The following is a 22,241-nucleotide window of genomic DNA, read 5'->3' on the forward strand; positions in this document are numbered from 1 at the left end:
AACTTTTTTGGCTGCTGTTTTCTTGGTAACTTTTTTGGCTGCTGTTTTCTTGGTAGCCTTTTTGGCTGCGGTTTTCTTTGTAATTACCAATACAAATTAAAAAATCATAAACCCTCATTTAAATGAAGAATGTGGATCAAGTTTTGGTTGAAGGTTTTTTGATACTCTGATTCACCAATGAGCTAGAATCAAGATAAACATCATAAAATGATAATCCATCCATTTGAGTCTGATGATCAATTTCTTGGATTTTCTTTAATTCATCTGAAGATGCATTTAGTACCAAGTCATCTAATTTTTTTAGATGTTCACGCTCTTTAGGAGTCATTAAGTTTTGATTAAAAATCATCATTTATGACCAAAAGTTGCCATATTAGACTAAATACGTTGCAAAATGTTTACAAAATCCAATTTTCATATATAAAGGAAAAAAATCAAAGGTTAGAAATTCAAAAACCAGTCATTAAACATCAGATTATCAGAGTGTTTTATTCTAGTTAGATCTAGTCTTTTTCTATTTCTCATAATTATAATTATTTCAGACACTATCAAGTTTGTTCAGGATACCCCCAATAGTGTAAAGGTTTAGAACAAGTGTAAACTTTGCCTGGTTCAGTAAAAAAACCACCACAGGGTATTGGATCTTCTAAGCCGGACAAAGTCCAGTAATTTGTCATAAAGTAAACTCCAAAAAAAGTCATCCCCACAACGTAGCAATGATTATCTTTGATGTCCAATACATTACACGCAAATCCGGCAATATTTGGAGGAACAAATAGAATGGAAAGTATCACTACTGGAACAATGATTATTATTTTGTATCTAGTTTTCATTTTCCCTACCTTAAAGGTAATGCATGTGGTAATCCAACACGTATCAGATCAGAAATATAATCACGTGCAAATAATTTTTCTACACTGCTATGTTTGACACAGACAAGAGCACCATTTGATTTTTTCTTAGCAAGATCTAATCCCTCATTGCATTTCATTTCATAAATCGGAATTCCGGATTTGACTTGCTTTAGTGGAGAATCAAACGGTAGGCGAATTTCTGATTTTGCAATAATGCTCAATGAATCTTTTGTGTATGATGCAGGCAATGTGTTGTCATCATATTCTGCAGTGATTGTGTCACCTTCTGCAACTTTGAGTCTTGGACCTGATGATTCATAATTTAGTGTCAAGAATAGCATGCCTTCAAAAACTCCAGTTGAAATGCCTGTCTCAGTTGCAGTTAAAGAAAAGCCTTTTGTGTGCGAATCAGACCACACAAAGACATCAAGGTTATCAATCTTTTCTGGGTTCAGATTCATGTCTGGATCAATTACTCTAACAGCACCCACTCCACTAGGCGGATAGATTGTCTCTAACCATTGCACATCCCCAACATTCCATGTGACATATGTTGAATTGGTTGTGATTAATTTAAGATCATTTGCTACTTGTCTTATTTGCTCAAGTTCTGCATTTTCCAAAAGAGATGTGGAAGTGCATGTCTGATGCCTCAAGTGTTGACCGTCATCAAATGCAAAAACAACATATTCTAAATTCTCTGTAAAATTATAGCCCCACAACCATTCTGAAGATATTATCGGAATGGTATCTTGTGATGCTCCCTTGAATTTTTCGATTACTGAGAATTGGGTTATTGCATCGTTTTTGCCATCAGCAGTACTAAGTTCACTAGGGACATATTCTTTTGATAGTGCTTTACCTGTAAAAACAACATCTGATTCTGCAAAAGATTGGGTCATATTTGCAGTTGCGCAAGATAATCCATAAGCAGAATTACTTGCAATAAATGAAGCAATAGAAATCAACACCAGTAAAATTACAAAATATTTCATAATATGACTAGAATGAGTTTAAGTTCATAAAGAATTCTAATCTTTGGTTCAAATCCTAACAGGTTTGAACTCTTGTTTTCTGCTATGCACACATCATGCCACTTGGTTCTGCACTTGTGATCCCTTCAAACTTTACAATGGATTCGGTAATATTGATTATTGCCAAAGTCTGTTTACCAGTCCAACTACCGTCTATTCCTATTCCAGTAGAATAGGCACCTGAATCGATTTCAATATTTCTCCAAGGCACATTATATTCCCATCCGTGTTTTGCAATTTCATTTCTTATGTGAAAATTCAATGCCAGTGAGTTAATTGGTTCATCATGATATGCTTGAAAATAACTATGACAGTATGGATCATTTATGTTACTCCAAGGAAATGGAAAATACCCAAAAAATAACGGATACGCCAAAACAAATAGTAATGTGATGATAATTACAGTTGAGATTAGAATTTTATATCTAGTTTTCATTTTCTTTTTTTCTCTTTTTTATTTTCATAATTACATACGCAAAAACTATGAATGACGATAGCAAAAGTCCAAACCATCCAAACAAATTTCCAGAGTTACCCAGACTCTCACCAGTTTGCAGAGATTGTCGTGCAAATGTAGGATCATCTACTCTAAAATACTCATTTCGTTCAAGGCATAGTCCATCCCGAAGTACATAACCTGTCTGACAAATATCTAGTTTCTTTACTACACAAAATCCATTTTTTTCAAATGATGGTTCTGGACATGGAGGGGAATCCCTAGTTGAACACTGTACATGATCAGTTACAAAAACACCAACATAACAGGAAGGAACTGAAAAATAATCTTCAGCAAATGATTCGTGGAATTGAAAAACTCCAAAAGTTATTAGTACTAAAAATAAAATTCCAGTTTTCATTTTTTCACGCTAACAAAAGGTCTGTACAATAACAAGATAATCATCGTTTAAAGAAATCCCAATTCCAGTTCTAGTCATATTTGATGCAAAGACTTTTTCTTTTTCATTTTCCTGTTGAATTAGAAATCCCATTCCAAAATCAACGAATTCTTCAATATTAGTGAATTTTGTGTGTGGAATTGCAAGAACATATTCGTGTATAGGAATGTATGTGCCATCAATTATGCATTCAAGATTATTTTGAGATGCAATTTCATTTACATCAATGTCAGATATAGATTGAGCCTCATCTATAGGTACACTTGACATTTCCAAGCTGCGAATTTTTGCAAGACTATCCAATGTATCATCAAAATTTAGACCCCCTACATTATTTTTGACACGATTAGTATTCACCCAATCCAAAATACGCGTTTGAAGAAGAATAGTGTCAATGTCTCTTGTATCATCTTGAAGACTAGAATTGTAAAACACGTTGCTCAAACCTACAACAACTCCCATAGATACCCCTATTAGCGGAATTGCAACCAAACTTGCAAGGAAGATTATTCCTACAATCTTCATTTTCTTTCTAAGATTGGAAGAATAGTCTGTTCTTTTCTTATAGTATAAGAAAACACCAATGATCAAAACAATGAATCCTGCAATTCCTGCCAGATAATATGAAAATTCACCACCAATTAATCCAAATGGAAACAATAGAAAGAAACTGCCTATTGCTATCAAGATTAAAGGATAGTATTTTTTTGAAAAAGATGAATCAGAACTTTGCATCATAAAGCAAAAATCTCCAAATGAAGGTATTAAATTCAGAAAGTCTAAATTATTTACTACTCACAGACGAATTTTGACATAACCCAATTTTCATTTTCTTTTTTTCTGAAAATCTTTACAGTCATTAATCCATTTTTGGACATCAACAACAATACTTGTTTTTAATGACTCGGAATGAAACCAGCAAATAGTATCACTTGAGAGGCATTTCTTGCACGATGTAATTTCCTTTATGGATATTGACACCTCAGATTCCTGAAAAGGATTTTCATCAAATGAGTATTTCAATGAATATTACATCATCTTATTACATTTATCAGAATGTAATGTGGCAAACAGACAAACATCTTGTACAAAATCCCAAAAATGGGAATTAATAATATAATATAATAATAAAAAGTATGAATAGAATATTATATGAAAATTGGTACGGGTAACAATGAACAAGACTACATGTATTGTTATTGATGATGATCAAGGAATTGTCGACTTGTTTTGCGAATTGCTAGGGGTACTTGACGTTAATGTACTTACAACCGCAAACAATGGAATGAACGCAGAACTGCTTTACAAAAAGCACAAGCCTGACATTGTTTTTACAGATTTGCAGATGCCAGACTATGACGGATATTATGTGGTTGAGACAATCAAGGATCTAAATCCAGATGCCAAGATAGTAGTCATTACAGGGGATTTGAACGCAGGTGAATCTGATCTTTTTGATTTGCTGCATGTGCCAATAATTAACAAGCCATTTGACACTCATGAAATAAAACAGGTAATAACAGATGTTTTCCTAGAGGAGAACAAACCTATTACACCATTTGAAATTCAATACAGATTCAAAGATGACATTAATTTTTATGCATGTACAGTAACCTACCCCCAATATAGAAATCTCAAACAGTTACCTGTCATTGAAGAATGCAAGATAGTAAGCACCAAAAACAACATTCAGGCATACCAAGATGAAATGCAAAGAGCGTTAGATTTGGTCGTACAAAACGACACCAGTCACATTAGAAAACTATCTGAAATTGTGCGTGATTGACTACAAGAACAATATTTATCTACATGAGGATTATATGAAAGTATTAACAAATGAATATCATGAACAACATTGACACTTTTTTTGCATCATCACTTGAGAGGATGATCTGTACCCATTTAGGCGACACTACATTTCACAGTATTCAAAACAGACTGTTTGAAAAATACGGCATGTCAATTACAGAATCCATGAATGGCTTTCAGAAACTGGACTCTGTTTTAAGAGAGTTTTTTGGAGCAGGTGCTGAAGGATTGGAGAGAAAATTCCTTGAGGGAATCTGCACCATCAAATCCAAAAAAGACAAAGTCGAAAACAGGTTTACAATATCTGATCCGAAACTCAGTCAGTCCATTCTAAGGGCGTTTAGCGATGACGAAATGACAAAAATACTCAATGCATCAATTGGCGAGCCATGGACCATCACAGAGATTCTGGAAAAACTAGACATTCCAAAGTCATCAGGATACAGAAAGATCAACTCCCTGATAGAACAAGGATTGCTGATAAAGGCAGGGCATGACTTTACTGCAAACCGAAGAACAGTTGACAAATACAAGTCCCTGTTTGACAATGTGAATATTGATTTTAGCAACAAATTATCTGTGAATGTACAATTCACACAGGAAGTCATCAGAAGTAGCACTGTGCTTCAGACAGTTTACTGCAACTAAGAAAAAATTACAGATAATCAGTTTGCATTTTCTTATCATCAATGATTAGAAGTCGTTCTCACTAGCTGCAAGTTTTTATCAAGAGTAATTGTTATTTGTCTGGTTCCCTCTTGTGTTTCTGAAACAAATGCATACTGACAATATCTAGACATATTTTCTATGTTTCCCAAATTTTTAAACTCTGAATCTGGATGATTTTCCAAAAAGTTCTTCATTGCTAGAAAATCTGTTTTTCCTCTCAACCATTCTTCTGTAGCATTGCATTCCAGAGGAAGCAAGCGTTCAAAAGATAGAACATTGATGTATAAAACAGTACCAATAATAATCATCGAAAAAATTGCAACAGCAAGCCAAAATATTTTCCTAGTTTTCAATTTCTTGTCTCATTCCATTCTCTTGACCATATTATCACTAGATATATCGAAAATGCTGAAAACCCCACTGAAGATATTATTCCAATCAAAGGATACGGAACATAGTCAAATTTCCCAACCTGAGGCTCAATGGGCGTCATGTTTGGAGGCAAAGAGGGTTCAGGATATTTTGTATCAGGTGTCAGAGGATCTAACAGAGTCATTTCATAGAATCCAATCCCAAATAGCAAACTGCTGATAACCATTGATGGTGCAAGCACATACAAGAAATATTTTTGTAGTTTCTTTATTCTATAAAATGCCCAAATGTTAAGGGGCGAAATCAATGAAAATACTATTTGCCACTTTATGCTTACTTTGGATGTAGGAGACATGTTTAGATTAATTTCTTGGAACTACTTCATATGAAATTCCGCCAGAGTTTAGTATTACTTCGATGTAAGGATCCTGCTCATATACAGAGACAATGTCTTCCATGCTTTGCTCAAACTTGTCTTCAAGTTTTTTCAAATCACTGATTTTTTCATCAAGGATTGATTCTTTTTCATCTTCGTATTCTTCTCTAATCTCTGCAATTTTGATGCTCAGTTCTTCTTTGCTCATGCCAGAACGCTGGCTATAGTCCAGAGTAGCATTTTTTTCATCAATCTTTGCCTGAGACTGCAAATCATCATAGACTTTGTCATAGAATTTCTTCAACTCTAGTTTGTCATCCTCAAAATCCCTTATCATGTTTTGAATTTGCATCGTTATTTCAGATATTCTAAGGTCAGTATCCTTTTTTTCAATACTTGTTTGGACATAGTTATCTGTACTATGAATTTCTGCAATGCCTTGGTCTATCCACTCTTGTGCAGTTTGTTCTAGTACACATGAATATTTTCCAGTGTCAATTGTAAAGATTACATCGTAGCCATCATTGCATTTAGTTAGTGGCGTAATCTGCTTGGTATCAAAACTATTTTGCACATCACCAGTAATCTCCCCCATTCCATGTCTTATCCACATCTCAGCAGTAGATACAGATACACAGACATAGTCATCTGCATGGTATCTATACACAACTACTTGCCCGTCCCTGCATTCAGTGTCAGGATTTGTCTTCCCAAGATCATCCCACGACAATGCATCATCAGGATTTGCCTGCAAATATTCAGGATTTGTCCTGTAATCCTCATAGTATTGTCTTAGCTGTTCTCCAGTTACGGGGGAATCAACTAGTTTTCCGTTTGCATCAAACAGTATTTGCTGTGAATAGTATGCCAGTTTGTGATTTACGTTAAACTGTGAATTTGTCTCAATTAGTTCAATCCGTTTGGTTTCAGCAGCTGCAAGATATGCTTGCAATGCTGCATGTCTAGAGCCATTATCTGCAAGGACTTGCTTGAATGCATCTCGTCCTGCCTTTACTTTTTGTTCCTTGAATTCAAACTGGTCCCAAAATACATCCTGCACCTGAGAGTCAGGGATTTTATCTACAAATCTATCAAACGAGTTGTATGGAGAATAGTATTCCCACAGTTTTTCCCAGTCTGCAAGATCCTGGTTTAGCCTTGCAAGAGACTGAGATCTTTTTTCTTCAAGTTCCTGTTGTTTTTCTAAATTCTCATAGTTTCTCTGTTCTAGTTCTGCAATCCATTTTTTTGTCTGCTCAATTTTTCTCAGAATGTCTTGAGCCACAGGGTTATTCTCCAAATCATCAGAAAGAGTGGTCTGCCCAGAAACGGTTTGGGCATGACCTGCTTGAAATACAGTCACAAATCCAACTAGCAATAATACTGCAAATAGAGAAATCCCAGAGACCAACACCCGATGAAAATTTTTTCTCATTGATAAAGAGTGCTATTCTTTATTCATCATCAATGATTGCCCAAGACAACCCCAGTAGTTGCTCCCATGATTCAGAGTTATCATTTGACATGATGTATCATAACAAAATTTACTTAAAACGTTAATGAACAAATCACTCACATTCTAAGAAATAGTAAATCTCGACTTTAATAAAAAATAGATAAAAATAATATAGAAAAATTTCCAATTTTCAATGTTGATGAGTACGCCGCCAGAATCTGTTTCTGGAGATGAAATTTGTCCAATGTGCGGAAAGCCAAAAAAAGAACACAATTCTAATGAGATTCAGAAATGTTCAGAAAAACTAGTAGAGATGGGGATTATGCGCTACTGTGGTCTTTGTGGACTAACCAAACCTGCAGACGGCATGCACGACAGATGCGAAAAATGCGGTGAAAAGTATTCTTTTTCAAATTCATGAAAAAACAATTGGAATTACTAGAATTTCTTGTTATTTTGAGACAGCAAGCAGAATCAAACTGTTTTATCGGATTGGGATTCATAAAGTGTTCTATTCAGGTATTCTAATTACAATAGGTTTTAGTTTTCTTCATTCAATCTCTCTAGAACTTTTGGCCAATTAGGGTGAGATTGGATATCTGAAATCTTGTTGTTTGCAGCAGTCAAATCCTTGAATAGTTTCTGAGACTCTTCATGATGAAAATCATACTGATCTTGGAATGTGCTTTGTAAGAGGGATTGTTGTCTGAATTCCTTTAGCAGTGATTCTACGCTGTTTGGGTCTTTTAGTTTTTCTTGCAGTATTTCATTTTGTTTTGCCTTGGCAGCTTTTGTCGCCTCTGCACAACCATCAGTGCTTTCACTTAGGAGTTTTCTGTTCGTAGGAGTATACAAGACAGCGTTAGATGGAAAGTGCTCAATCTCATCGCAGCTCATTTCTAAAATTTCCTGATGCTGTTTTTCTGCCAGAGGCACGGTATGCACCACATAGTTTATGCCAACCACGCTAAGAAAGATCATCATTCCAATACCACAAACAATAGGAATGACCCAAAATCGAAGAGAATTCTCTTCAGACATGTCTTGTGAAATCCTCATGGGCTATTTAGATGATTAGAATTTGATTCTTTGTAGGATATTCATAAAATGTTCAAATTTTTAATTCATAGTCTGATAGGCGGACTCAGAATGATGGCTACAAAAATCACAACTCCTGCAAGAAAAGCAACATAGCCAATTTTGAGTTTCTTAGTTTGTCGCTTGAGATTCAACAGAAGAAATACAAGGTTTGCAAAGTAAATCAACCATAATCCAATCATAGGATAGTTTTGAGTTGATGCAGACACAACCCTGTCTATGCTTGAACCCCACATAATCATTGGAATTATTGTAAAATAGGCTGCTCCTAAGCTTAGAAATATCACCAACCCAAGATTTATCAAAAACAAGATATTGGTTTTCATTTTCTATTTCTCCAAACTATATGAAATCAAACAGTTCCATTATCCTAATTGATGTATTATCACAAAATACTGTTTGAGCATCGGATTCACAATAAACGACGTAACCGTCTTCTATCTTCAGATAGTATCCAAAATGGTATAAATTCATGAAAAAATTTACAGCAAACAATGCAGCAATTATAATTAAAATTACAAATAAAATTAAAAATTTAGTTTTCATATTTCAGTGAATCCCATTATTGAAATTATTTGAGCATTATTTACGCTCATTCCAAGTTTTCCAGCTTCAAGTGTATAGGGTATTTCTATACCATCAGACAATACTGCAATTGAGATGATGTTTTTGTCAGGAAATAATTTTTGCAGTATTGGCAATGGATCATCCATGTGAATGAATCCATCAGTGTTTCTGCTAGTTGTAATTATTATTGCCTGTATCTCATCTTCAACAGTAATAGAGTACACATCCATGTTAGATGCTATTGCAAAACCATTTGTGACTTGAATGATTCTAGGATCAATATCTTGAGTGTAATGCGTTCCACCTGACATATTACTAATAACGAATGGAAGAGATATTGCTAATCCTACAATTATTGGAATTATTATCAAAAGTCTAGTTTTCATTTTCTAATTCTCACAAAGAATTCTTTCTGTCTTTTAATTACTGGATAAAGAATTAAGAAAATCCCAATTGCACAAAGAACTGAGATGCCTGTTTGTGCATAAAACGATGTCAGACATCCAGTATTAGATAAAATGTATTTTGGTTCAAATCCCAAGTGAACAAAAACAAACCATCCCATACCTGTAAATCCTTTGCATTCAGGAATGGAAGAATCTAAAAACAGGAATCCATCTACGCTAAAAATTACCAGAAAAATTCCAACAATTATCATAGTTTTCATTTGTTTTCCCAATACCATTTTTGTTCATAATGTTCTTTTTTTGGAGGATGTGCTTTGACAAAGTGTCTCTGCAATCTGATCTCATTATCAAAGATCATAGTGCATTTTTCACATTTGAATGATTTAGTTTTCATATTCGCCTCTTACAAATGCCAGAAACATGCTATGTGCTTCTTGCATTGACTTTTCATCAGGTTGCTCAGGATAAGAATGGGCATTTAGATGAGTCAGTATTTCAGCAAAAACCACGCCAAGACAAAATGCTCTGGACAACTCAGGGATTTGATCAAACTGTAAAGTTTTGAGAATTGAAATGTTTCCCTTGAGCATATGGTTTACACTCTTGTAATTATTTAGTATTTGATTGATATCTCCATTTAGTTTGTTGTTCATTTTCTAATCCCTTGGAATTTTCCCTTGTCCCAGTGCAAGCCACAAAGATGTTATTCTGTCAGGTTCCACTAGTAATACGTCAGTCTTCCAAGTTTTTTTGCAAAACTGGGGTTTTTCCTGATCTAGAAACGTGTCAGTAATCAAAAAAGGTTCAACGTTAATTGTAGAAGCAATAAAAAAATCAGTTCCATTTGGTGCCACCAAAGGAGAACACAGTATGTTCCCATCACCTATACCATCATCATTATTTCCGTATGAAGTGTTTGCAGGAACAAACTCAATATTATTTTGTTGCAAGTATGCATTCCAGTGATATGTCATTACAGTTTCAATTATTCTAGAAGATTTAGATGGAATGTACTCTATCTTAATTTCATCTCCCACAATATCACGTATCTTTTTCTTTACAATATCCATCTCACTTGACGTACTGTATCTGTATTTTACATCAATTATCATAGTATCATTGTCAACACCAAAACCCAAAATGACATCATTGATTTTCAGAGGTCCAAGATTTACATTTTCATAGTAAGCTGTTTCCAACAATTTTTTTGCATCATCTAGTTTCATTTGGATTTCAGGATTTAATTCAGATACGGGTTTAGGTTGAGGTTCAGGTGTAATTCCCATTGACTTGGGTTCAGAATCTAAACAGGCAAAATTCTGCAATATCGTTGGGGGAAAAATATCTCCATTTGATACTTCTATTCTATAGTATCCAGAGTCATTGCAAACAAACTCCTCAAAGTAATCCCCCATAGAATATGAGTTGACGGTAACAGATGTATCATCAGAATCAACGCAAAGATTTTTTGAAATGTGTTCAAACACAGGATGATCATCCATGTCGATTATTCTTAGTGTAAAATTGGGACAATCAGGAAAGTATCCCCACTCTAGCAAATCAAACTGAACTTTGTCCCCAACATTGTAATGGTATTGATATGGAGTAATTGCATATTCCAGATATTGCTCTCCAAAATGATATTGTTTTGAATATTCCTCCACTGCATTTTTTTTCTCATCTAGAGTTCCAACAGGAGTACTGCTGTAAGAGAACGTTCCTTCCAACATCATTGACATTACGTTTCTTCCCATCCACTCCATTTCCTTTTCTGGGTAGGGACTTGCAGGCAACATCAATCGAAGCTTTGCCCAACCTCGCGAGATGAGTTCTGATTCGGTATCTGGATAAACGCATGAAGGTTTGTAATGAGTATTCCAAACAGGGACTTTGTCCTCATCGCATATTATGTGTCCTAGTTTGATTCCAAGATCCATTTGTTTGTGTGGGGATGGGATACCAAATGGAACGGGGTAAACTGTGCGGTCAATACTTCCTCCTCCGTGATTTTCTCTGACTGTAAATTCCTGTTTAATGAATGCATCAATGAATTCTACTTCAAGATGATATTTCCCAGACTCGTTAATGATTATGGGTTTGCTTTCGCTGTATCCAATTTTGGTTTGTATTGGGTTTGAAACAACAGTAGGATCACAGGATATGTCTGCTCCCCAACCCAAAACAAAATTTCCCTTGTCGTCAGTTATTTTTGCAGTGTAAGAGTTGCAATTAGCATCTCTTGGCTTTTCTAAAATGAATTGTATTGGCTTGCCAAGTGTATACGTGTATGAAAAATCAATGAACTTGATTGATTCCTCTTGTTCTGGTTCTGGAATCAGAGAATCATGAACTCTAGATTCTGCAACAATGTCCAAATCATCATTAATACGATATGGTTCTGGAAGCGTGTGGTCAGTGTACTGTGCATATATCACATCCCCAGACATTGCATAAAGCCTGTTTCCACTTGAATCACTGTTTTGCGTAAAAATAACGGTTGTCTCAAATATTCCAGACTCTTCTTGTGTTTCTATTGCATCAACTAGAATTCCTGCCTTGTCTGAGTCAGAAAAAACATGTATTGGCAACTTGTCCAGAGTTTTAGGGTTGAGGTTCATGTCAGGATCAATTGCTTGTAGTTTTGCAGTTGCATCAAACTGGTGACTTGATGCATCAAAGGAAATTTCCCCTACATTCCATGCAATCTTTGTAGTTGTCTTTATTTTGGTTCCATCATTGAGTTTGACTATAATCTCTAGTTTCTCATCACGCATAGATTCCAAAAATCCGTTGTTGGGTCCGCTTCCTGTTGTTCTAGGGGCGGTGTCGGGTTTTCCATCCCCATCAACATCGTGCAAAAATCCAGTAAGGATTACTTCTCCAGTGTATAGCCCGTTTCCTGCCTTTGATAACTTGTATGACTTTAGTTCATTGTTCCCAACTGAAATTTGTATTGTGTCTTGCTTGTGATCAAAACCATGAACCATTAGTCGTATCTTTACCTTATCAGCCCAAGAATAGCTGCCCTTGTCTAAAGACAAGGAACCATATGCATCATCAGATAGTACGATAGAAAACAAGATGAAAAAAATAATTGCAAAAATAGATAGGGTTTTCATTGTCCAATCATCCTCTTGAAACAACCAGACTCCAATGTCTATCAAGTAGTTTTACAGAAGTATCCCCTGTTACACAATATGGTTTGTCTACTGAAGGGTGTATCAACAAAGTGAATTCATCATTGCACTTTACGTCCCATGAATCTATACCAGATTGAATTTGTTTTAGAGGAGATGCAAATTCTTTCACAGTAAAGCCTCTACTTGAAGTTTCAACACCAGAATGATTTCCTTCTGTTGCATTCATCCACATATAGTATCTGCCAGCGGTTGGAACAAACTCCCAGCTTGCAGTAGATGTCCACTCACATGGGCTGGATTTGGTGTGGATTTTTTCATCAAGTGTAGTATTCCAATCATTGCCTGTAATTTTGCTTATCTTGATACCGACATCAAAAAATTTCCCTTTCAAAGTATCCATGTCCTTATTGTAAATAAATTCAATAGGTTTGTTGGCAACAAAGTTATCGTTTTTTACAACTCCATCCTGCATCATTTTAAAATCATTGAAAAGCAAAATCCTAGGTTGTTCTAGTACAGACTTTGCATTACATTGTTTTGGAATCTCAAATGATTCTGGAGAGTATTGGTTTGTTCCATCAATCTTTGGAACATAAAACAATACCCGGTCTCCCAACTCAAATCCACCTATTGAGACACTTCTTCCAGGAACACCCCCAACTGTTGCCTCTAGCATTGTAATTGTGTTTGATTCTTGAGGATTTTTTAGAAATTCTTCAATGTTTACAGTATATTCATCAAGGGTTTGCGTATAGTTTTCAATCTCTATTCTTTCTACTCCATTTTCTTTAATATGAAATGTGTTGGATTTTTCAAACTCCAGAACATTCACAGAAGTTACAGTCCCGACAAACACAGTTTCACTTTGCTCAAATAGTTCTTCAGAGGATTGTGGAAACCACATTCCATAAACTGCACCTGTAGAAGAAATTGAAATAATTCCAAGTATAATCAAAATCACAAAATAATTCATACAGCATAAAATCCTAGCACATCATTGAAAAATTCTTCGTATGTTTTGCATCCCATCTACGGGCATTTTTTGTATAGTTTATGAGTATGTGCAAATTACATATTTTTGATTTATCTTGCCGATTCAAAACAAAAGACTCAAACAGTTCATGGAAGAGATGGTTGTAGAACTGACTGCAAAATTTCCTGACGAGGTCGTCTCTTTTGTATTGTTTGGTTCTGCAACAACTGGGGAATGGGTTCGAGGAAAGTCAGATATTGACTGCATTGTAATCATCAAGGACAAAAAACTATGCGATGAGATTGAAAACTATCTTAACAAGATTTTGCTCACCCTTGATGCAAAATACGATCTGAAGCTATCAGAGACATGTACATCCTACAAAAAGACGGACAATCCCGCATTAAATCTAATATTCAAAACTGAAAACAAGATGATGTTTGGTCAGCCATTTTATGTAGTGGCCCAAGAACAGCTTGATTTAAAGCAATTTAAGATTACAAAGGATCTAAAGACAGAACTGGGAGCAAGAACAATAGCATCACTTGGATTGTTCCTTCAGAGAATAAAAAACACTGGAGTCATACTGTATGGAAAAGACATTAGAGACGAGATTCCAAAAACAGTTCCTATAATTGAAAAGGTAAAGGCATCATTTAACGCAATGCTGTTGTTGATGATGAGTTTCATAATATTTCCATTCAGTTCCAAGTCTGCGTTTTCTCATGCAGTAAAGGCAAACTTTTGGGCATGCGATGACGTGCTTTTTGCATTGGACATGCCGTTATCCACCACAAAACAGGAGGTAAAGGAGATTTGCGCCCTCTTTGACAAGTCTAAGATTGATGTGGATCATCTTATGGAATCTTTAGAATACAAAAAGACCAAAGACAATATCAAAATGAAGAAAGTGTTTGTAATGCAATACATGCTAAAGAGCACACGATTTGTTTACGGACTGTATGCAATCACTCTAAGGAAACTATTCAAATCATGATTTACTATAAAACAACCAAGGCTTCAAAAAAGAAATAGTCTCTTGAAGTCTTTATTTTTTATCTAGAATAAGAAAAAGAGAAAAGACTCTAGAGATTGGCATTTTTCATATTGAACAATGCGGTCTCTTTGAGTTCTTTTAGTTGTTCTTTAATCGATTTTGCAGTATCCGAATCTCCATTTGTATATGCATCTCTAAGCTGTTGCAATAAATCTAGAAATTGGGTTCTTGCAGCATCAACTTCAGCATCACCAGTTGGTTCTGAGAATTTTTGCTGGAATTTTTCAATCTTTCTGTCCATTTTATCACCCTTCATCTTTGCGTGATCAAATGTTTGTGAAATTGAGGCAAAGTTTGCATCATTACCTGCATCTACAACAAAGACATTCTTTGTCATTGTTTGAGATTCTTCATCTCTGTCTATGCTGATGATTTTCCAAACAACATATTTGTTATCTTCACCATCTTTTGCAATTCCGATACTTGCTTTCTTTGCATCAGTGACACCGCTACTTTCAGCAACAGAAACTGCCTGACCTAAAGATACTGTTACTTGGTCTTTTAATTCACCACGAGTTTCTTTGGTCATGTCATCTGGAATTACAATAGAACCAGTAAATCCTTCAACTAGGATGTGTCCATGTCCTTTTTGGTGGTGTTTGTCTCCACCCCATTTTGCATAATCTCCACCATCTGCTATTACGTTTGGTACTGTTGCAACAAACATCATGGCAAAGACTGCTGCAAATGCAGGAATCATGTACTTTGTTTTGCTATTCATTGATAGTCTCATGAAATTTAGAATAAAAGGCATTGTTATCAAGTGATACGTAACAATGTTACCTGACGTTTAAGTCTCAAAAGAGATTTTTTTGTTTGATGAGTCAGATCTGTAAGGGAGTTTGTAAGACAAAAAAGGCAATGTCCATGCCAAATAATTTACGTTATAAATCAGGACAGAAAAGATGTAGTTTATGTAATTGTTATTTTTATACTAACAAAATTACTTGTCCTTGCTGTGCTATCAGACTTAGGACGAAACCACGAAGCAAAAGACTATGGGAACAATAATGATGCATTATGGAATTTATCTTTAGAGGCGACTATTTCTGGCACGTGAATATAGAGATCGAATCTACATCAGGAAGGATATTTTGTTGAAGCTTTACGAGTATGGTGAAATGAATCAAAGTAAATTGATGAGCATATGTGGATTAAACAACGTAAAACATAAGGGCATCTTAGATGGCATGGTGGAAAAACAAATGATTGAAAGAAAAGAAGAAGCATGGGGAAACAAAACAGTTTACAAATATAGAATTTCAAATAAAGGAAAAAATATTCTTGATGAAGTATTACAAAAATACGAGGAGTTATTCCCTCGAGACAAAGGAGATGATTAAAAATGTCTGAAGACAAAAACCGTGAAAATATTTTTGAAATTCTAGATGGAATGATGTTTCAGCTTAGCAAAACAAAGAAGATGTTTTTGTTAATGATAATTACCACTTTGATCATACCTCCAATCTCTTTAATTGCAATTACTAGTGTATATGATCCTCCATATCAGGATAGATTCAAAGAGAATTTTGATATTCGTTTACAATCCAAATTGGACAGCGGTGAAATTACTGAAGATGAATATAATCTGATTAAAGAGAAATTCTCAAAAAGAGAAAAACCTAATCCTCTGCTCAAACCTCACCAGCTTGTAATTTTTGCCATTTCTATTGTGTGGTTAGGAATAGGAATAAGACAATGGTTTGTCATTTCAAAATGGGATAAACGATACAAGCAATTCAAGGAACAACAAAAAGAGATAGATAAAAAATTTGAAGATGATTCCGAGGATGAAAAATGATTTGTGATATATGTAGAAAAAAAATGACTATTTCTGAAGGTCTAACTGAAATCAATAACAAAAGATTTCATGTATCATGTAAAAATCAGTTTGAGACAGATTTGAGAAAAAGTAAGGGTTTGGACAGGAAATTTTAAACTAAGATGAATAAACTAAATATTTTATTTTATGTGGCTGCTGTAACTACTGCAATAGCAGGTATAATTCACGTGATCTTAGGTATTCCGTCCAACAATCAAAATATGCAGATACTTTTTGTTGCAGGGGGATTACTTCAGATTTTTTGGATTATTCCTATGCTTAGAAAATGGGGAAATGTTTGGTATGGCACAGGACTTGGAGGAACAATTGTCTTTATTGCAATCTGGGGGATTACTAGGATTCCTGATAATTTCATTACTGGACGAGGAGGAAGAATCAGTGATAATGGAATTTTAACTGAAGTATTTCAGATTGCCTTTGTTGTAATTGTGATTGCTATTTTTGTATTAGAAAAGAAAACTCTATCTAAAAAAGAAGAGAAGGACAGATGAGATGAGTTCTATGCAATCTACCGCTAAACAAATTCACAATGTTCTTGATATTCAAAATGTTTCCAAAGTTTACCAAACTGCTGCAGGAAAAGTTGTTGCATTGAAAAATGTTAGTTTCTCCATTCCAAAAGGCCAATTCGTATCTATTGTTGGACCATCTGGTAGTGGAAAGTCTACTCTCCTCAACATGATTGGTGCTCTGGATAAACCCTCTAGAGGTACTGTGTTTATGGAAGGATTTGATATTTTCAAACTAACAGATAACAAACTTGCAAAAATTCGCAATAATAAAATTGGTTTTGTATTTCAATCGTTTAATTTGATTAATCGTTCTTCAGTTCAAAAAAACATAGAACTCCCTGGAATAATATCAGGAATGGATGGGACAACCAGAACAAAACGTACCTTGAGTATTCTAAAAACACTTGGGATTTTGAAAAAAGCAAAACACAAACCGGTTAATCTAAGTGGGGGAGAACAGCAAAGAGTTGCAATTGGCAGGGCTTTGATAAATAATCCTGCAATTATTCTTGCAGACGAACCTACTGGAAATTTGGATACTGCCACAGGAGAAGACATATTCCAGCTTTTATCCCAGTTGACAAAGAAATACCAAAGAACTGTAGTGATGATTACACATAATGTTGAATTGGCAAAAAGAACAGACCGTTCAATATACATGAGAGATGGAGAAATCGAGAAAGATGTCTATAACTGAAATGACTAGAAAAAATATTGCTTTACGACTGTTTGCCATTGTAACCTTTTTGATCATTATATCGTTACCAAGTAATGCTCATGCTCAAACAAGAGATTGTCTTTCAACAACTAACACAAGAGTTGATGCAGACTATAATGGACCTGTTTTCTTGGATGCATACTGGACTGACAGAAGCGAATCAAGTGTGGATGTCCTAAATCCTTTAGAATTAGAAGTAGGTCCTGGAGAAGGGCCTTCCACACTAGCTGTTGTCTTTGTTAATCGTTCTCCGCTTGAACTTTATGCTATTACAGGATATCTGCGTCTTCCAACGGGGTTTGAACCGGGTGGAACCAGTGCCGAACCTGAAGCAAAATCATACTTTGCATCTTCATTTAGCAAAAATATTGGCGATGTTTCCCAAGCGAGTTATTTTGACAAGCTAGAAGAAGGTGAAGTGTTTACTCTGTACTTTGATGTTGATATTTTAGATACTGCAAAAGTTGGCTCGTATATGAGTTCTGCAATTTTGGATTATTCTACAAGCGAGTATGTGAGGAGTTGTAAATCTGCAATGCTTGATGTGCCTTTTATCTTGCCTGGAAAAGTAATATTGGATCTTAGTACTGACAACAAACCACTTACACCTAAAATTCCAAACTCTATTGATTTTATTATTTCAAACAAGGGCAGTTCTCCTGCAACTGGTGCAATCTTGACAATTCTTAACATAGGAGATGATAACAGTCGCTCATCACGAGACAGTTCTAGCTCTACTGTTACTTTGGAATCATCAGATACTGAACTTGTCAACCTTGGTGAGAATACCTTTAACATTGGCACAATACCTGCAAATGATTCTACTCGAATTTCCACAATAATATTTCCAGAGGCAACATCAGCTTCATCAGTTCAAAACCTTAGTTTACAAATCACATATGGAAATGCATATGGATACAAACAGACCGAACTTTTGACTACTGGACTTGTTGTTTCACCAAAACCCTCTGAATCACCAATAATAGTTTCAGTCGATACACAACATTCTGAACCTGTGGTAACTGCGGGCATTGTTGAAAACATTACATTTCAAGTGACAAACAATGGTGAAGATGAAATCACAGATTTGCTACTTACACTATCAGGTGAGACTACAGAAATAAAAATTATGGGTAAATCAAAATGGATGATTAACTCTTTGCCTGTTGGTGAAACATACGAATTTACTACTGATGTTTTTGCATCCACCAGTCTTATCAACAATCCTAATTCCTTTAACATGAATCTTGATTATATTTCTGATGGGGAATCAAGTATAGATACAGCCAATGTTGGTGTTTTTGTTGCAGGAAGTATCGAACTTACTCTTTATGATATGCAAGTAAACAATATTGGAGGAACCATACATCTTGTTGGAAATGTACTAAATCAAGGAAGTACTACTGGAAAATTTGCAAAGATAGAACTATTGTCTCTTTCTGATATTTCTGACATGTCTGAGATTGCTCCACAATATTTAGGCGACCTTACAGATGATTCATCAATCCCATTTAGTATACCGTTGTCTGTAAAAGCAATTCCAGAAGGAAAACATCCTTTCTCTGTCAAAGTTACATATGCAGATGATCTTAGAAATTTCCATGAGATAGTTTTTGATGATGTTGTCAATGTATCGCAAATCAAACAACAAATGTCTTCTAATGAGCGTGGAGGTTCAAACTCTTCATTGCCTTTAGAAGTAATTCTAGGAATTGCAGTATCTGTAATTATTGCAATTGTGGTTTTTGTGAAAATCAAAAAGAGTCGCAGTAATCCTAATTCTGTAGATGATGATCTGGATTTTCTCTTAGATGATTCGAAGAGCTCAAAGAATTGAATCCTACTGAAATCCTAAAACTCTCTTTTTCTGCATTAAACGAACGCAAAGTTAGAACATTGCTTACCGTTTTGATGGTAGTCGTAGGAAGCAGTTTGATGATAGTTCTTAATGGATTAAGTGCTGGACAGACTCAGTTTATCGAGGACCAACTAAATCAGCTTGCAGATAATGTATTGACTGTAACTCCAGGCCAGCGTTCTTTTCGAAGTGTGGATACCACTCCCTCAATTGTATTTAATTCAGCAGTTGTAAATAAGATGAATTCACTGTCTTCTGTAATTGATGTGATACCGAGATATTCTGGCTCAGTTGATCTTAATTCTCAATCTCGAGTCTTGCGTACTTCAGTATTGGCAATGAATCCTGATGATGTTTATGTTAGCGTTCCTGGACTTGAAATGGAGTCAAGCTCTGTAATCAAACCCAATGATCCTTCAGCTATACTTGTGGGACAAAGTGTCGCCTATCCAGATGGCTCTGCGTTTCCCATAGTGACCCTTGGTCAATCTGTCAAACTCACTTTTACTTATGTTGATGATGAAGGTGATCAACAAGAAGACTCGAGAACGTTTGTAGTGTCGGGAATTTTAAAAGAATCGGGTGATCGTACTTTGGACCGCTCTGTAATTATTAGTGAAAATGTTGGAAATACATTTTTAAAAAAATCAGGCAAATATGACAGTCTCCTAGTAGTTTTACAATCTGCTGAATTAACTGCTCAAACAGAAGATGATCTGAAAGATCTTTTTGGTAATTCTATTGGTGTTTCTAGTTTACAATCAAGATTACAATTTAGACAACAGTTTACAGAAGGAAATAATGCATTTATTCAAAGCATAGGAGTTATTGCTTTGGTTGTTGGTGCTGTAGGGATTATCACTACCCTATACACTTCTGTAACTGAGAGAATAAAAGAAATTGGAACAATGAAAGCAATTGGTACACAAAACAGCACTATTCTTATGCTCTTTTTGATGGAGGCATTGTTAATTGGTCTGTTGGGAGGAACAGTCGGGATTTTAGTTGGAATGATCTCAGGGCATGCACTAAGCTCTGTTTTATCTCCACCAGGTTTCAGAAATGCTCCTACTGTAATTCCTATCTTTCATTTTGTGGATACGCTAAATGTTTGGTTACTATCTGTTGGTTTGAGTATCTCTGCAGGCATTCTTCCTGCTTGGAAAGCTTCCACACTATCTCCACTTGTTGCATTACGTAGAGAATGATTTGAAATGAGATTGATTTGTCTTCATTGTAGTAAGGTGTTTGAAGGAGAGAAAGCAAAATTTTGTTCTCAAGTGTGTAGAGATTCATTTATTGTAAATATTGCAAAGAGAACTAGAGAAGCAGTTAGAGATGATCCTAGTCACACTAGAGAATTAAGTAAGGATTTCTAGTAATCTAAAAGCAACAAGAATAAAACAACAGATGACGAAACAGAATCAACAATTCTAAATTACACCATTTGTATTTGTCACCAACTGCAAACATTTTGCAATTTTTCTCCATCAACTAATGATTTGAGATGTTTGTAGAAAAATAATTGCAAAACCGACAAAAAATAAAAAAATTAATCAAAAATAGAAAAAACGATGCAAGTATGCATCACAGGCATGCGTTTCATCACTAGTCGTCAAAATTGGCGATAATTTGATGATTTGTGATGAAAAAATGATGATTTGTGATGAAAATTAGGAGGGGTTCTATGCAAGCATCATCAAATCATCAATCATCATCAATTCCCTATAAGATAGTGCGTTTTGATGAAATGATGATTCAAAAAATTTAATTATTTTTTTATTATATAAAATTGAAACAGTTAAAATTCATCGTTTGCGCCCTGCGCAACACAAGAAAAACTAAAAGAGATTCAGATTTCATGAATTTAATTCAGAAAGACATCATTCAGCCAATTTAATTTTAGAATTCTTTAATTTTCTTGTATTCAATCTGAATTTTTGAAATTCAGGTTTTTGACTGCAAAATTTACACAGATGCCAAACATCATGTTTTTGTAAGGAACCAGTATCAAATTTGACCTCAATAATTTTAGGAGCATCATCATTGCAGATGAGAGGAGAAATTGTCAAATGATAACGACCCCCACATGTAACGTAATACCATGGATGCCTACTATACCAAAAGAGGGTTTCAAAGGAGGAGATGCGAAATAGTAGACATCCATCAGTCATTAATAGACAAAATATTTGGAAAAAGTAAACATGTTGACTTTTTATGCTCAAATTCTGATCTAAATAGGTTTGAACCCTTGAGAGTGTTTAACTGATTTTACAAATCCCGATGGGAGAATGAATTACCAATTATTGGCAGGTTTACAAAAATTAACTGGATTTGAATTGGACATAATATGGAAAATCTGCTTTATACTAAAACTGTAAAACACATTCATGAATAAATCCATACCAATAATCATTGCAGTTGTAATTGTTGGTGGAATATTTGCATATGCCATATCACCTTATTTTACAGAATCAACAATTGATGAGGCATTACCTACAGATGTTATTCTTCAACCAAAAAAAGAAGTTGTGATGGATGAGACTATGATGGATGAGACTATGATGGATGAGACTATGATGGATGAGACTATGATGGATGA

Annotated in this window: 28 protein-coding genes and 1 pseudogene; 12 read left to right on the forward strand and 17 right to left on the reverse strand. The window is 35.0% G+C overall.

Annotated features, from left to right (window positions below; genetic code table 11):
- Positions 1–136: 136 nt before the first annotated feature.
- The 6 genes from K5781_RS09820 to K5781_RS09845 all read right to left on the reverse strand — a co-directional run bounded on the left by K5781_RS09820 (position 137) and on the right by K5781_RS09845 (position 3,522).
- Positions 137–328, reverse strand: coding sequence for a hypothetical protein (locus tag K5781_RS09820; RefSeq protein ID WP_297443611.1), 192 nt, complete (start codon positions 326–328; stop codon positions 137–139).
- Positions 329–548: 220 nt separating this feature from the next.
- Positions 549–833 carry a hypothetical protein gene (locus K5781_RS09825; protein WP_297443614.1) on the reverse strand — a complete coding sequence of 95 codons (285 nt, stop codon included), beginning with the start codon at positions 831–833 and terminating at the stop codon, positions 549–551.
- Between the two features lie 5 nt (positions 834–838).
- Positions 839–1,849: a hypothetical protein gene (locus K5781_RS10140; RefSeq protein ID WP_366848270.1), complete on the reverse strand. Its 1,011-nt coding sequence runs from the start codon at positions 1,847–1,849 to the stop codon at positions 839–841.
- Positions 1,850–1,931: 82 nt separating this feature from the next.
- Positions 1,932–2,324: a hypothetical protein gene (locus K5781_RS09835; protein ID WP_297443616.1), complete on the reverse strand. Its 393-nt coding sequence runs from the start codon at positions 2,322–2,324 to the stop codon at positions 1,932–1,934.
- The gene (locus K5781_RS09840; RefSeq protein WP_297443619.1) at positions 2,314–2,745 is read right to left on the reverse strand and encodes a hypothetical protein; all 432 of its coding nucleotides are present in this window, start codon (positions 2,743–2,745) and stop codon (positions 2,314–2,316) included. The genes K5781_RS09835 and K5781_RS09840 overlap by 11 nt, the downstream gene beginning before the upstream one ends.
- Before the next feature lie 9 nt (positions 2,746–2,754).
- The gene (locus tag K5781_RS09845; RefSeq protein ID WP_297443622.1) at positions 2,755–3,522 is read right to left on the reverse strand and encodes a hypothetical protein; all 768 of its coding nucleotides are present in this window, start codon (positions 3,520–3,522) and stop codon (positions 2,755–2,757) included.
- A gap of 436 nt (positions 3,523–3,958) precedes the next feature.
- Between K5781_RS09845 and K5781_RS09850 the strand changes: the two genes are divergently transcribed.
- Positions 3,959–4,570, forward strand: a complete 612-nt coding sequence (locus K5781_RS09850; protein ID WP_297443625.1) for a response regulator — start codon at positions 3,959–3,961, stop codon at positions 4,568–4,570.
- Positions 4,571–4,629: 59 nt separating this feature from the next.
- Positions 4,630–5,241: a transcriptional regulator gene (locus K5781_RS09855; protein WP_297443628.1), complete on the forward strand. Its 612-nt coding sequence runs from the start codon at positions 4,630–4,632 to the stop codon at positions 5,239–5,241.
- Positions 5,242–5,279: 38 nt separating this feature from the next.
- Here K5781_RS09855 and K5781_RS09860 read toward each other — a convergent pair whose 3' ends face one another.
- Genes K5781_RS09860 through K5781_RS09870 form a run of 3 tightly spaced genes read right to left on the reverse strand, consistent with a single transcriptional unit; the run spans position 5,280 to position 7,424 of the window.
- On the reverse strand, positions 5,280–5,615 hold the full coding sequence (locus tag K5781_RS09860) for a hypothetical protein (RefSeq protein WP_297443631.1): 336 nt from the start codon (positions 5,613–5,615) through the stop codon (positions 5,280–5,282).
- Positions 5,612–5,989, reverse strand: a complete 378-nt coding sequence (locus tag K5781_RS09865; RefSeq protein WP_297443635.1) for a hypothetical protein — start codon at positions 5,987–5,989, stop codon at positions 5,612–5,614. Before K5781_RS09865 ends, K5781_RS09860 begins: the two co-directional genes overlap by 4 nt.
- Before the next feature lie 7 nt (positions 5,990–5,996).
- Entirely contained in the window at positions 5,997–7,424 is a 1,428-nt protein-coding gene (locus K5781_RS09870) for a hypothetical protein (RefSeq protein ID WP_297443638.1), read from the reverse strand.
- Positions 7,425–7,665: 241 nt separating this feature from the next.
- On the opposite strand from K5781_RS09870, the gene K5781_RS09875 reads away from it, so the two are divergent.
- A complete protein-coding gene (locus K5781_RS09875) occupies positions 7,666–7,887 on the forward strand; it encodes a hypothetical protein (RefSeq protein ID WP_297443641.1) in 222 nt (73 codons plus the stop codon).
- 119 nt (positions 7,888–8,006) lie between these two features.
- Here K5781_RS09875 and K5781_RS09880 read toward each other — a convergent pair whose 3' ends face one another.
- From K5781_RS09880 to K5781_RS09910, 7 genes are all read right to left on the reverse strand, one after another.
- On the reverse strand, positions 8,007–8,507 hold the full coding sequence (locus K5781_RS09880) for a hypothetical protein (protein ID WP_297443644.1): 501 nt from the start codon (positions 8,505–8,507) through the stop codon (positions 8,007–8,009).
- A gap of 83 nt (positions 8,508–8,590) precedes the next feature.
- Positions 8,591–8,890 carry a hypothetical protein gene (locus tag K5781_RS09885; RefSeq protein WP_297443647.1) on the reverse strand — a complete coding sequence of 100 codons (300 nt, stop codon included), beginning with the start codon at positions 8,888–8,890 and terminating at the stop codon, positions 8,591–8,593.
- A 216-nt stretch (positions 8,891–9,106) separates the two neighbouring features.
- Positions 9,107–9,517, reverse strand: a complete 411-nt coding sequence (locus K5781_RS09890) for a hypothetical protein (protein ID WP_297443650.1) — start codon at positions 9,515–9,517, stop codon at positions 9,107–9,109.
- The gene (locus K5781_RS09895) at positions 9,514–9,816 is read right to left on the reverse strand and encodes a hypothetical protein (protein ID WP_297443653.1); all 303 of its coding nucleotides are present in this window, start codon (positions 9,814–9,816) and stop codon (positions 9,514–9,516) included. Before K5781_RS09895 ends, K5781_RS09890 begins: the two co-directional genes overlap by 4 nt.
- 105 nt (positions 9,817–9,921) lie before the next feature.
- Entirely contained in the window at positions 9,922–10,191 is a 270-nt protein-coding gene (locus tag K5781_RS09900; RefSeq protein ID WP_297443656.1) for a hypothetical protein, read from the reverse strand.
- A gap of 3 nt (positions 10,192–10,194) precedes the next feature.
- A complete protein-coding gene (locus tag K5781_RS09905; protein ID WP_297443659.1) occupies positions 10,195–12,657 on the reverse strand; it encodes a hypothetical protein in 2,463 nt (820 codons plus the stop codon).
- A gap of 7 nt (positions 12,658–12,664) precedes the next feature.
- Positions 12,665–13,651, reverse strand: a complete 987-nt coding sequence (locus K5781_RS09910; RefSeq protein ID WP_297443662.1) for a hypothetical protein — start codon at positions 13,649–13,651, stop codon at positions 12,665–12,667.
- Positions 13,652–13,766: 115 nt separating this feature from the next.
- Here K5781_RS09910 and K5781_RS09915 point away from each other — a divergent pair, with 115 nt between their 5' ends.
- A complete protein-coding gene (locus K5781_RS09915) occupies positions 13,767–14,648 on the forward strand; it encodes a nucleotidyltransferase domain-containing protein (RefSeq protein ID WP_297443665.1) in 882 nt (293 codons plus the stop codon).
- A gap of 88 nt (positions 14,649–14,736) precedes the next feature.
- Here K5781_RS09915 and K5781_RS09920 read toward each other — a convergent pair whose 3' ends face one another.
- The gene (locus tag K5781_RS09920) at positions 14,737–15,429 is read right to left on the reverse strand and encodes a hypothetical protein (protein WP_297443668.1); all 693 of its coding nucleotides are present in this window, start codon (positions 15,427–15,429) and stop codon (positions 14,737–14,739) included.
- A 400-nt stretch (positions 15,430–15,829) separates the two neighbouring features.
- On the opposite strand from K5781_RS09920, the gene K5781_RS09925 reads away from it, so the two are divergent.
- From K5781_RS09925 to K5781_RS09960, 8 genes and pseudogenes are all read left to right on the forward strand, one after another.
- Positions 15,830–16,051 (forward strand): hypothetical protein, encoded by a 222-nt coding sequence (locus K5781_RS09925; protein ID WP_297443671.1) that lies wholly within the window; start codon positions 15,830–15,832, stop codon positions 16,049–16,051.
- Positions 16,052–16,053: 2 nt separating this feature from the next.
- The gene (locus tag K5781_RS09930) at positions 16,054–16,509 is read left to right on the forward strand and encodes a hypothetical protein (RefSeq protein WP_297443674.1); all 456 of its coding nucleotides are present in this window, start codon (positions 16,054–16,056) and stop codon (positions 16,507–16,509) included.
- Between the two features lie 143 nt (positions 16,510–16,652).
- Positions 16,653–17,042, forward strand: coding sequence for a hypothetical protein (locus K5781_RS09935; protein ID WP_297443677.1), 390 nt, complete (start codon positions 16,653–16,655; stop codon positions 17,040–17,042).
- A gap of 1 nt (position 17,043) precedes the next feature.
- Complete coding sequence (locus K5781_RS09940; protein ID WP_297443680.1) at positions 17,044–17,760, forward strand: ABC transporter ATP-binding protein; 717 nt, start codon at positions 17,044–17,046, stop codon at positions 17,758–17,760.
- Positions 17,747–19,618: a hypothetical protein gene (locus tag K5781_RS09945; protein ID WP_297443683.1), complete on the forward strand. Its 1,872-nt coding sequence runs from the start codon at positions 17,747–17,749 to the stop codon at positions 19,616–19,618. Before K5781_RS09940 ends, K5781_RS09945 begins: the two co-directional genes overlap by 14 nt.
- Complete coding sequence (locus tag K5781_RS09950) at positions 19,615–20,847, forward strand: ABC transporter permease (RefSeq protein WP_297443686.1); 1,233 nt, start codon at positions 19,615–19,617, stop codon at positions 20,845–20,847. Before K5781_RS09945 ends, K5781_RS09950 begins: the two co-directional genes overlap by 4 nt.
- 6 nt (positions 20,848–20,853) lie before the next feature.
- Entirely contained in the window at positions 20,854–21,018 is a 165-nt protein-coding gene (locus tag K5781_RS09955; protein WP_297443689.1) for a hypothetical protein, read from the forward strand.
- 1,011 nt (positions 21,019–22,029) lie between these two features.
- Positions 22,030–22,241, forward strand: a pseudogene (locus K5781_RS09960) (hypothetical protein); the annotation flags it as partial.

Origin of the sequence: Nitrosopumilus sp. (assembly GCF_025699255.1) — an archaeon.
Classification (GTDB): domain Archaea; phylum Thermoproteota; class Nitrososphaeria; order Nitrososphaerales; family Nitrosopumilaceae; genus Nitrosopumilus.

Coding starts and splice junctions, on each gene's coding strand:
- K5781_RS09820 (WP_297443611.1), bottom strand. CDS start 328: ATGACTCCTAAAGAGCGTGAACATCTAAAAAAATTAGATGACTTGGTA.
- K5781_RS09825 (WP_297443614.1), bottom strand. CDS start 833: ATGAAAACTAGATACAAAATAATAATCATTGTTCCAGTAGTGATACTT.
- K5781_RS10140 (WP_366848270.1), bottom strand. CDS start 1,849: ATGAAATATTTTGTAATTTTACTGGTGTTGATTTCTATTGCTTCATTT.
- K5781_RS09835 (WP_297443616.1), bottom strand. CDS start 2,324: ATGAAAACTAGATATAAAATTCTAATCTCAACTGTAATTATCATCACA.
- K5781_RS09840 (WP_297443619.1), bottom strand. CDS start 2,745: ATGAAAACTGGAATTTTATTTTTAGTACTAATAACTTTTGGAGTTTTT.
- K5781_RS09845 (WP_297443622.1), bottom strand. CDS start 3,522: ATGATGCAAAGTTCTGATTCATCTTTTTCAAAAAAATACTATCCTTTA.
- K5781_RS09850 (WP_297443625.1), top strand. CDS start 3,959: ATGAACAAGACTACATGTATTGTTATTGATGATGATCAAGGAATTGTC.
- K5781_RS09855 (WP_297443628.1), top strand. CDS start 4,630: ATGAACAACATTGACACTTTTTTTGCATCATCACTTGAGAGGATGATC.
- K5781_RS09865 (WP_297443635.1), bottom strand. CDS start 5,989: ATGTCTCCTACATCCAAAGTAAGCATAAAGTGGCAAATAGTATTTTCA.
- K5781_RS09875 (WP_297443641.1), top strand. CDS start 7,666: ATGAGTACGCCGCCAGAATCTGTTTCTGGAGATGAAATTTGTCCAATG.
- K5781_RS09880 (WP_297443644.1), bottom strand. CDS start 8,507: ATGTCTGAAGAGAATTCTCTTCGATTTTGGGTCATTCCTATTGTTTGT.
- K5781_RS09885 (WP_297443647.1), bottom strand. CDS start 8,890: ATGAAAACCAATATCTTGTTTTTGATAAATCTTGGGTTGGTGATATTT.
- K5781_RS09890 (WP_297443650.1), bottom strand. CDS start 9,517: ATGAAAACTAGACTTTTGATAATAATTCCAATAATTGTAGGATTAGCA.
- K5781_RS09895 (WP_297443653.1), bottom strand. CDS start 9,816: ATGGTATTGGGAAAACAAATGAAAACTATGATAATTGTTGGAATTTTT.
- K5781_RS09900 (WP_297443656.1), bottom strand. CDS start 10,191: ATGAACAACAAACTAAATGGAGATATCAATCAAATACTAAATAATTAC.
- K5781_RS09905 (WP_297443659.1), bottom strand. CDS start 12,657: ATGAAAACCCTATCTATTTTTGCAATTATTTTTTTCATCTTGTTTTCT.
- K5781_RS09910 (WP_297443662.1), bottom strand. CDS start 13,651: ATGAATTATTTTGTGATTTTGATTATACTTGGAATTATTTCAATTTCT.
- K5781_RS09920 (WP_297443668.1), bottom strand. CDS start 15,429: ATGAATAGCAAAACAAAGTACATGATTCCTGCATTTGCAGCAGTCTTT.
- K5781_RS09925 (WP_297443671.1), top strand. CDS start 15,830: ATGAATCAAAGTAAATTGATGAGCATATGTGGATTAAACAACGTAAAA.
- K5781_RS09930 (WP_297443674.1), top strand. CDS start 16,054: ATGTCTGAAGACAAAAACCGTGAAAATATTTTTGAAATTCTAGATGGA.
- K5781_RS09935 (WP_297443677.1), top strand. CDS start 16,653: ATGAATAAACTAAATATTTTATTTTATGTGGCTGCTGTAACTACTGCA.
- K5781_RS09940 (WP_297443680.1), top strand. CDS start 17,044: ATGAGTTCTATGCAATCTACCGCTAAACAAATTCACAATGTTCTTGAT.
- K5781_RS09945 (WP_297443683.1), top strand. CDS start 17,747: ATGTCTATAACTGAAATGACTAGAAAAAATATTGCTTTACGACTGTTT.
- K5781_RS09955 (WP_297443689.1), top strand. CDS start 20,854: ATGAGATTGATTTGTCTTCATTGTAGTAAGGTGTTTGAAGGAGAGAAA.